Here is a 7535-nt window from a genome sequence, read left to right as displayed (position 1 = left end):
TTCAATAATTTCAACTGGTACCTGATCAGGCTTCACCTTTCCAATACTTCTTCTTGTTAAAATGGCCTCCATAGCTTCCATTCAATCTCCTCCAATATTTCTCAACTTTAATTACCCTTATAGTACCACCTATATAAGCTGAGCAGAAAGTATTTCTATTTCATCTATTGTATATTGCGAATAATACCCCCGACAAAAAAGAAACCTTGCTGCAATGAGCAAGGTTTCCTTCATAGATTAATTATTAATATACTTTTCGTAAACGTCACCGAAATCTTTAACATGATACTGCTCACGGACAGATGAGAGCCAAGTAAAGCCAAAGTCTGTCAGTTCACGGAATGTATCCGCCAGTTTAGAATCATCTGTTCTAGAATTTTGGAGCACGAGAACCGCTTTATCTAAACTGCTTGAACCCATTTCCATGTGGATATCATTTTCGTGAGTGATCTCTGAAATCCGAAGTAATGATTTATATAAATCCTTCAATTGTTCAATTTGATCTTTTCTAACGTCAATATCCATTTTTTCTTTACCGATCGTAAATTTAATTTCTACATCCATATCAATCTTCCCAGCTGTTTCAAGAAAGACATCTGAGACTTTATACTGTGCATATGGATACCGCTTCAACGTCCGTTTCGAAGAAATCGCACTTTCCCCATCCACATGAATAATAGCTAGATTAGTAAAGCAATACTCATCTGCCTTCGTCTTAATCAAAAAATAAATTTTCTCATCATCTTCATGCATGACATAGTCATCAGCATCTGTTTTATCATAATCAGCTGGTGAAATAATCGTCCCGATATCGGATATTCCCAACGCATCTGCTGCCATTTTCTTAAACATATCATCAACCCTTTCTTGGTAAATTATAACTATTATATTTTATCATATTGTTGATTTTATGTATAAATAATATTTAATCATTCGATTGATTAAGAACGTAAAAGCCTTGATATGAAAGGAACTATTAATCTTTAATTAATCGATTGATTAATAAGGTTATGCAAATAAAATGAAGGAAAAATGAAGAAAGAAAAGAAGTATAGTAACTAGATACTTAGAATAAGAATTAAAACGGTGGAGATTAGTCTATGGAATATGTAAAATTCGGTCATACTGGAATGGACGTTTCTCGGATCTGCTTGGGAGCTATGGGATTTGGAGATAAAAAGAAATGGGTCCATAAATGGATTTTAGATGAAGAACACAGCCGTCCAATCATTAAAAAAGCTATCGAACTAGGTATTAATTTTTTTGATACTGCGAATATCTATTCTATGGGTGAAAGCGAAAAAATTCTTGGACGTGCATTGAAGGACTATACAAAACGCGACGATATAGTTCTAGCAACAAAGGTCCACCAAATGATGCGTCCCGATCGTCCTAACAGCGGCGGATTATCTCGAAAAGAAATTATGACCGAAATTGATCATAGCTTGGAGCGTTTGGGGACTGATTATGTTGATTTATACATTGTCCATCGCTGGGATTACCACACACCCATTGAAGAAACAATGGAAGCTCTCCATGATGTAGTGAAATCCGGGAAAGCTCGTTATATTGGCGCGAGTGCCATGTTCGCTTGGCAGTTTCAAAAAGCACAACGAACGGCAGAACGTAATGGGTGGACAAAATTTGTCTCCATGCAAAATCACTATAATATGATTTATCGTGAAGAAGAGCGTGAAATGATTCCATTCTGTCGTGATGAAAAGATTGCGATTACACCTTACAGCCCACTGGCTTCAGGTCGTTTGACCCGTGACTGGTCAGAAAGTACATATCGTTCTGAAACAGACACCATCCAACATTCAAAATATGATCATATGATGAACGCCGACCGCGGCATAGTTGAACGGTTAACTGAAGTCGCAAACACCAAAGGGGTTACGCGTGATAAAATTGCCTTAGCCTGGATTCTTAACAAGGATGGGATTGTTGCCCCCATCATAGGTGCTCAAAAAGAAAGCCATCTTGAAAGTGCAGTAGCTGCTCTAGATATACAGCTATCGTCTGATGAGGTGCATTATTTAGAAGAGTTATATGTTCCCCATCCAATAGTCGGGGCTCTACCAGATCCGGGGTTGAATGCATAACATTCAAATTTAATTAAGCGATTGATTAAGAAACCAAAACCTTTCATACATATAGTTTTTTATAAATTTAATCAATCGATTGATTAAGAGTATTTGAAAAGCCCATTCATCATATGAATGGACTTTTTTTCGTTTAAACTTGCTCCGCTATAAATGTCTCTAGTTCACTTTTGTCTGGATAAGAAGATTGCGTACCACGTTTTGTTACGCTTAATGCTGCGAAGCCTGTCGCCATTCGAATGGAATGAAGGATATCACCAGTTTGTACAAAGAAATGGGCGAAGCAGCCAATGAATGAATCTCCAGCTCCTGTGGTATCAATAGCCGCCACACGATGAGCGCTAATCATATCAACCCGTTCGTTCGTTACCCACATTACCCCGCGGCTTCCTAACGTGACAATTACATTTTTCACGCCTTTTTCTATTAGTGTTAATGCTGCATCATGAACTTGTTGGTCCGTTTCTACCGGCATGTCTGTTAAAATTTCTAATTCAGTTTCATTAGGAATGAAGAAATTACATTTACATACATAATCAAAGTCTAACTCCCGTGAAGCAGGAGCAGGATAAGAGAAATTCCACACGGTATATATGATTATCATTTATTCAACGAGATATAAGAATTGGAGTTAGTACTCGTCTGTATGTAAACCAAGTTCATTTTTAGAGGGTAATTATTTTTGGTTAGAGCAGAATATTAAAGTGCTTTGATTTATGATTGAGAGGAAATATAAATATGTTTAAAATGAATCTTCTGGATAAGTATGTAAAGAAATATATAAGAATGTCAAACAGGGAATTATCTCATACAATTCAATCCAATTTGTGGTTTACGCCTGTAATTTATGTATTTTTCTCTTTTCTTTTTGTAGGTGCTGTTTTAACGGCTGACTTCCTTTATGAGCTGGGAAAAAATATGAGACCTTATTTTTCCGTAGATTATAGCTTAACTCAAGCACTTGTCGGTACATTTACAGCAGCTATTTTGACATTGACTACGTTCACATTTAACTTGATTCTGTTAGTTTTCACGACATTTTCCGGACAATTTTCACCCCGCATGTTGAAAAATTTCATCGCAAGTAAAAGCACCCAACGCGTACTTGGGATTTTCACATCAAGTTTTTTCTATATGTTATTATGTTTTCTATTTTTGAATAAAGAAACAGCACAATACTATTTTGCTGTACCCGTTTTCGCCACATTAATCGCTGCCTTATCGATGGGAACGTTTATCTTTTTTATTAATCATGCGGTCGAATGGCTGCAAGTTAACCAGATGACTTATGACATGAAAAAAGAAGCGTTAAGTATTGTAAAAAGTACATTAGAAGATGAAGTAGATCCATATAAAGTAAAAGATTTAAGGACGATTAAGGATCATTCATACGAGAGTAAGGGAGATACTATTACAGCTAGAAAAGCGGGCTACATTCAACTCGTCGATTTTATTACGATGATTGAAGAAGCTCAAAAAGATGACATCATTATTCGGTTGGAATATACAATTGGAAATTATGTCTTTGCTTCTACGCCTATCATAACGTATTGGACAAATAGCGCGACTGAAATAGACGAGCTAAAGTATCTTTCTCTGATTAGTATTAGAAGAAAGCAAACAGAAGTTCAAGATATAGAATTCAGTATCAACAAACTAGTAGAAGTTGCGGTTAGGTCCATCGGACATTATGATCCCAAAACAGCTTCGACTGTAATCTATCAAATTGGTGAGGTCCTTGCTTCGATTTCACGTGAATCCATATTTTCTAATTATTTGATGGATGAAAGCAATGAGCTTCGGATCATTTTACAGAAAAGAGATTTTAACCATTATCTGTATCATGGTTTTGGTTATATTAGACACTATGCTAAAGATAATGTCATTGTATCTACTGAAATTATAAAAGTATTAGATTTAATGGCACATTCCCTTGATACACGCGACTATAAAGCCGTTTGGGAATTTGGATTGTTTACAGCAAGTGGATTGGAAGATCTTTTTTTATATAAAATTGACCACCAACAATTTTACCAAGCCCTCTCTAATCTTGCTGTTACAACACAACATGAAAAAGAGTATGAAAAGTACTGGAATAAAAAAAATAAACCCTAAACCATCCATCTGGACAGTTTAGGGTTTATTTTCTTAAATATATCTCCGCCTTATGCGGTTAGTAGTAATGGAGACGGCGGGAGACGAACCCGGGTCCAGACATATCGGCACTTAAGCTTCTACGAGTGTAGTCGACATATTCGCGTTTCGCAAACCCATTAGCCTATCGACAGGCGGCAGGATAGCTAGTCTGATTGGTCTCTTCCTTCATCCTCAGACGGTGGATTCCGGCGTATCCCACTAGAGTGAGTCCCTTACCCTACCACGTGGGCTATGGAGGGAGGAACAGCTATCGGCTGTTGTTACGCAGCGAAAGCTAGGTTGTTGTTTTGTTTGCCAGTTATAGGCTTTGACGTTTTAACGAGGCCGATCCCCTCGACTCGCAACCTAAGCTCGAACTATCCCTGTCGAATCCGTAGCGTCCCCAGAATAAAAATGGAGCGTACGAGAAATGAATAGATCAGCTTTGATGCTGATATTCAATTGTCAGTGGTACATTATTTATTATACCAGCATTCGCAGGAAAATCAATCATATCGCTCAGGTAATCTATTCCTTTTGACGATCACGGAAGGCCCGCTCGATATCACGTTTTGCTTCTTTCTTTCTGAGGTCATCACGTTTATCGTATTGTTTCTTCCCTTTACCAAGACCGATTAATACTTTAGCAAACCCATTTTTCAGATACATTTTCAGCGGTACAATCGTATACCCGGTTTCTTTCGTATCACCAATCAGCTTATTGATTTCTTTACGGTGTAGAAGCAATTTCCTCGTCCGTAATGGATCATGATTAAATTGATTTCCTTGATCATATGGACTGATGTGCATATTATGCAGCTGTAGTTCACCATTTTCAATACGAGCAAAAGAGTCTTTAAGATTTACCTTTCCTGCTCGGATGGCTTTGATTTCTGTTCCCACCAACACAATCCCTGCTTCGTAGGTTTCTTCAATCGCAAAGTCATGAAAGGCTTTTTTATTTTGAGCCAATTGCTTTCCAGATCCCTTTGGCATCTTATTCTCCCCTTTTTAACTAATAGGATAGAGCCCTAAACGGACTCTATCACTATTTTATCTCTTTTTAGGTTTTCTCTTCCGCTTCGCTGCGGGTGCATTTTCATAATATTTTTTGTTCTTCCGCGGCTTATCGGAAGACTTAGCTCCATCTTTAGCATTACGTCCGCTGCCTTGGCCGTTTCCGCTGCCTTTTCGTTCACTGCTTCCACCACTATCCTTGCGGCGTCTATTCGTGCCATCAGGATTAGCCTTGAAAATCTGCTTACTTCCAGAGGTACGCGGTCGACTATTGACCATTCCTAGAATTTCGAAGTCAACTGCACGTTCTTCTTTATTCACATTGGCTACGCGGATTGATATTTCGTCACCGATTCTAAACACTTTCCCGGTCCGTTCACCTATCATGGCAAGCTGACGTTCATCAAATCGGTAATAATCATCTGTCATCGCGCTGACATGCACCAATCCTTCAATGGTATTTGGAAGCTCGACAAACATTCCAAAATTGGTAACAGAACCAATAATACCGTCAAACTCTTCACCAATCTTATCAAGCATGTACTCTGCTTTTTTCAGATCATCTGTTTCACGTTCAGCATCAACAGCACGACGTTCACGTTTAGATGTATGATCAGCTATTTCAGGAAGCATTGCGTCCCATTTTGCTTTAGTCGCTTCATTTTGGTTTCCTTCAATCAAATACGTCCGAATCAAACGATGGACAATTAAATCCGGATACCGGCGAATAGGCGAAGTGAAATGTGTATAAAATTCCGTTGATAACCCAAAGTGTCCTAGGCTTTCCGGATCGTATTTCGCTTGCTGCATGGAGCGAAGCATAACCGTTGAAATAACCATCTCTTCTGGTTTCCCAGCAACCGCTTCAATAATCTGCTGTAAAGCTTTCGGTTGTATGGAACTGGCTGATCCTCTGATTACATAGCCAAAATTCGTAATAAAGTCGAAGAATCGCTGCAGTTTTTCTTCCTTAGGATCTTCATGAATACGGTAAAGGAATGGCACTTTAAGACGGAAGAAATGTTCCGCCACTGTTTCATTGGCAGCCAGCATAAATTCTTCAATTAAGCGTTCTGCAACTGAACGTTCACGAACAACTACTTCTGTTGGGTGTCCTTCGTCATCAACCAGAATTTTCGCTTCTTTAAAGTCAAAATCAATCGCACCGCGTTCCATCCGTTTCATACGCAGAATGGCAGCGAGCTCCTCCATTTGCTGGAACATCGGGACAAGCGGTTCATAGCGTTCCAATAATTCTTCATCTTTGTCGACAAGAATTTTTTTAACATCATTATATGTCATTCTCTCAGTTGTCCGAATCACACTTTCAAAGATATCATGATTAACCACTTTACCTTTTGCATCGAACTCCATCTCACATGAAAGGGTAAATCGGTCAACCTGTGGATTTAACGAACAAATACCATTGGATAAGCGATGAGGAATCATCGGAATCACTCGGTCAACTAAATACACACTCGTTGCCCGTTCGAACGCTTCACGGTCAAGTGGGGAGTTTTCTGTTACATAATGGCTGACGTCCGCAATATGAACGCCCAGCTTATAATGGCCATTTTCAAGCTTAGTAACGGTAACTGCATCATCTAGATCTTTCGCATCCGCACCATCAATAGTGACCAGTGTTTCTCCGCGAAGATCACGTCGATTACCGATATCACTTTCCTCAATCGTATCAGGCACTTCATTTGCCTGGTTAAGTACATCGTCAGGAAATTCCATTGGAAGACCATGCTTATGAATAACGGAAAGGATATCAACACCTGGATCATTTTTATGTCCAAGAATTTGCAACACTTCTCCTTCAGCGCTTGTCCGTCCTTCTGGATAGGAAGTCAATCTTACCACTACTTTATGTCCCTCTACAGCTCCACGAGATACATTTTTCGGAATGAAAATATCGTTAGCTATCTTCTTATCATCTGGGATTACAAATCCAAAATTTTTACTTTCAGAATATGTCCCCACAACTTCTTTAATTCCACGGTCAATAATTTTTTCAACGGATCCTTCTCTGCGTGAGCCCGAACTTTCTGAAGAGACTCTCACAAGAACAATATCTCCATGCATAGCATTTTTTGTTTCATTAGGGGGAATGAAAATATCATCCACACCAGTCGGCTCATCAGGCGTTACAAATGCAAAGCCCTTAGGGTGACCTGAAAGCTTACCTCTGATGAGATTCATTTTTTGCGGCAGTCCATAGCGGTTATTACGTGTTCGAATCACGCTTCCCTTTTCTTCCATTTTCACAAGTGC

The 7535-nt window shown here is 38.8% G+C and carries 6 protein-coding genes and 1 other RNA gene; 2 read left to right on the top strand and 5 right to left on the bottom strand.

What is annotated here, in order from left to right; all coding sequences use genetic code 11:
* Nucleotides 1-237: 237 nt before the first annotated feature.
* Nucleotides 238-852, bottom strand: a complete 615-nt coding sequence (locus AC52RT_RS15160; RefSeq protein ID WP_495541519.1) for a PH domain-containing protein — start codon at nucleotides 850-852, stop codon at nucleotides 238-240.
* A 248-nt stretch (nucleotides 853-1100) separates the two neighbouring features.
* On the opposite strand from AC52RT_RS15160, the gene AC52RT_RS15155 reads away from it, so the two are divergent.
* Nucleotides 1101-2105, top strand: a complete 1005-nt coding sequence (locus tag AC52RT_RS15155; RefSeq protein WP_495541518.1) for an aldo/keto reductase — start codon at nucleotides 1101-1103, stop codon at nucleotides 2103-2105.
* A 133-nt stretch (nucleotides 2106-2238) separates the two neighbouring features.
* Here the strand turns inward: AC52RT_RS15155 and AC52RT_RS15150 are convergent, their stop codons facing one another.
* On the bottom strand, nucleotides 2239-2709 hold the full coding sequence (locus AC52RT_RS15150) for a PfkB family carbohydrate kinase (protein WP_495541517.1): 471 nt from the start codon (nucleotides 2707-2709) through the stop codon (nucleotides 2239-2241).
* Between the two features lie 182 nt (nucleotides 2710-2891).
* On the opposite strand from AC52RT_RS15150, the gene AC52RT_RS15145 reads away from it, so the two are divergent.
* Nucleotides 2892-4220, top strand: coding sequence for a DUF2254 domain-containing protein (locus AC52RT_RS15145; RefSeq protein ID WP_495541516.1), 1329 nt, complete (start codon nucleotides 2892-2894; stop codon nucleotides 4218-4220).
* A 65-nt stretch (nucleotides 4221-4285) separates the two neighbouring features.
* Here the strand turns inward: AC52RT_RS15145 and ssrA are convergent.
* The 3 genes from ssrA to rnr form a co-directional block, all read right to left on the bottom strand.
* Nucleotides 4286-4646, bottom strand: a transfer-messenger RNA (tmRNA) gene (ssrA, locus tag AC52RT_RS15140).
* A gap of 123 nt (nucleotides 4647-4769) precedes the next feature.
* Nucleotides 4770-5237 (bottom strand): SsrA-binding protein SmpB, encoded by a 468-nt coding sequence (gene smpB, locus AC52RT_RS15135; RefSeq protein WP_495541515.1) that lies wholly within the window; start codon nucleotides 5235-5237, stop codon nucleotides 4770-4772.
* Nucleotides 5238-5294: 57 nt separating this feature from the next.
* Nucleotides 5295-7535, bottom strand: a 2241-nt coding sequence (gene rnr, locus AC52RT_RS15130) for a ribonuclease R (protein ID WP_495541514.1), incomplete at its 5' end; no start/stop codon positions are given.

The organism is Peribacillus sp. (assembly GCF_059453735.1).
This window is presented reverse-complemented; position numbering and strand designations above follow the sequence as displayed.

Bases quoted from the DNA above. Each gene is read 5' to 3' on its own strand.
- AC52RT_RS15160 (WP_495541519.1), bottom strand. From the start codon at position 852: ATGTTTAAGAAAATGGCAGCAGATGCGTTGGGAATATCCGATATCGGG.
- AC52RT_RS15155 (WP_495541518.1), top strand. From the start codon at position 1,101: ATGGAATATGTAAAATTCGGTCATACTGGAATGGACGTTTCTCGGATC.
- AC52RT_RS15150 (WP_495541517.1), bottom strand. From the start codon at position 2,709: ATGATAATCATATATACCGTGTGGAATTTCTCTTATCCTGCTCCTGCT.
- AC52RT_RS15145 (WP_495541516.1), top strand. From the start codon at position 2,892: ATGTCAAACAGGGAATTATCTCATACAATTCAATCCAATTTGTGGTTT.
- smpB (WP_495541515.1), bottom strand. From the start codon at position 5,237: ATGCCAAAGGGATCTGGAAAGCAATTGGCTCAAAATAAAAAAGCCTTT.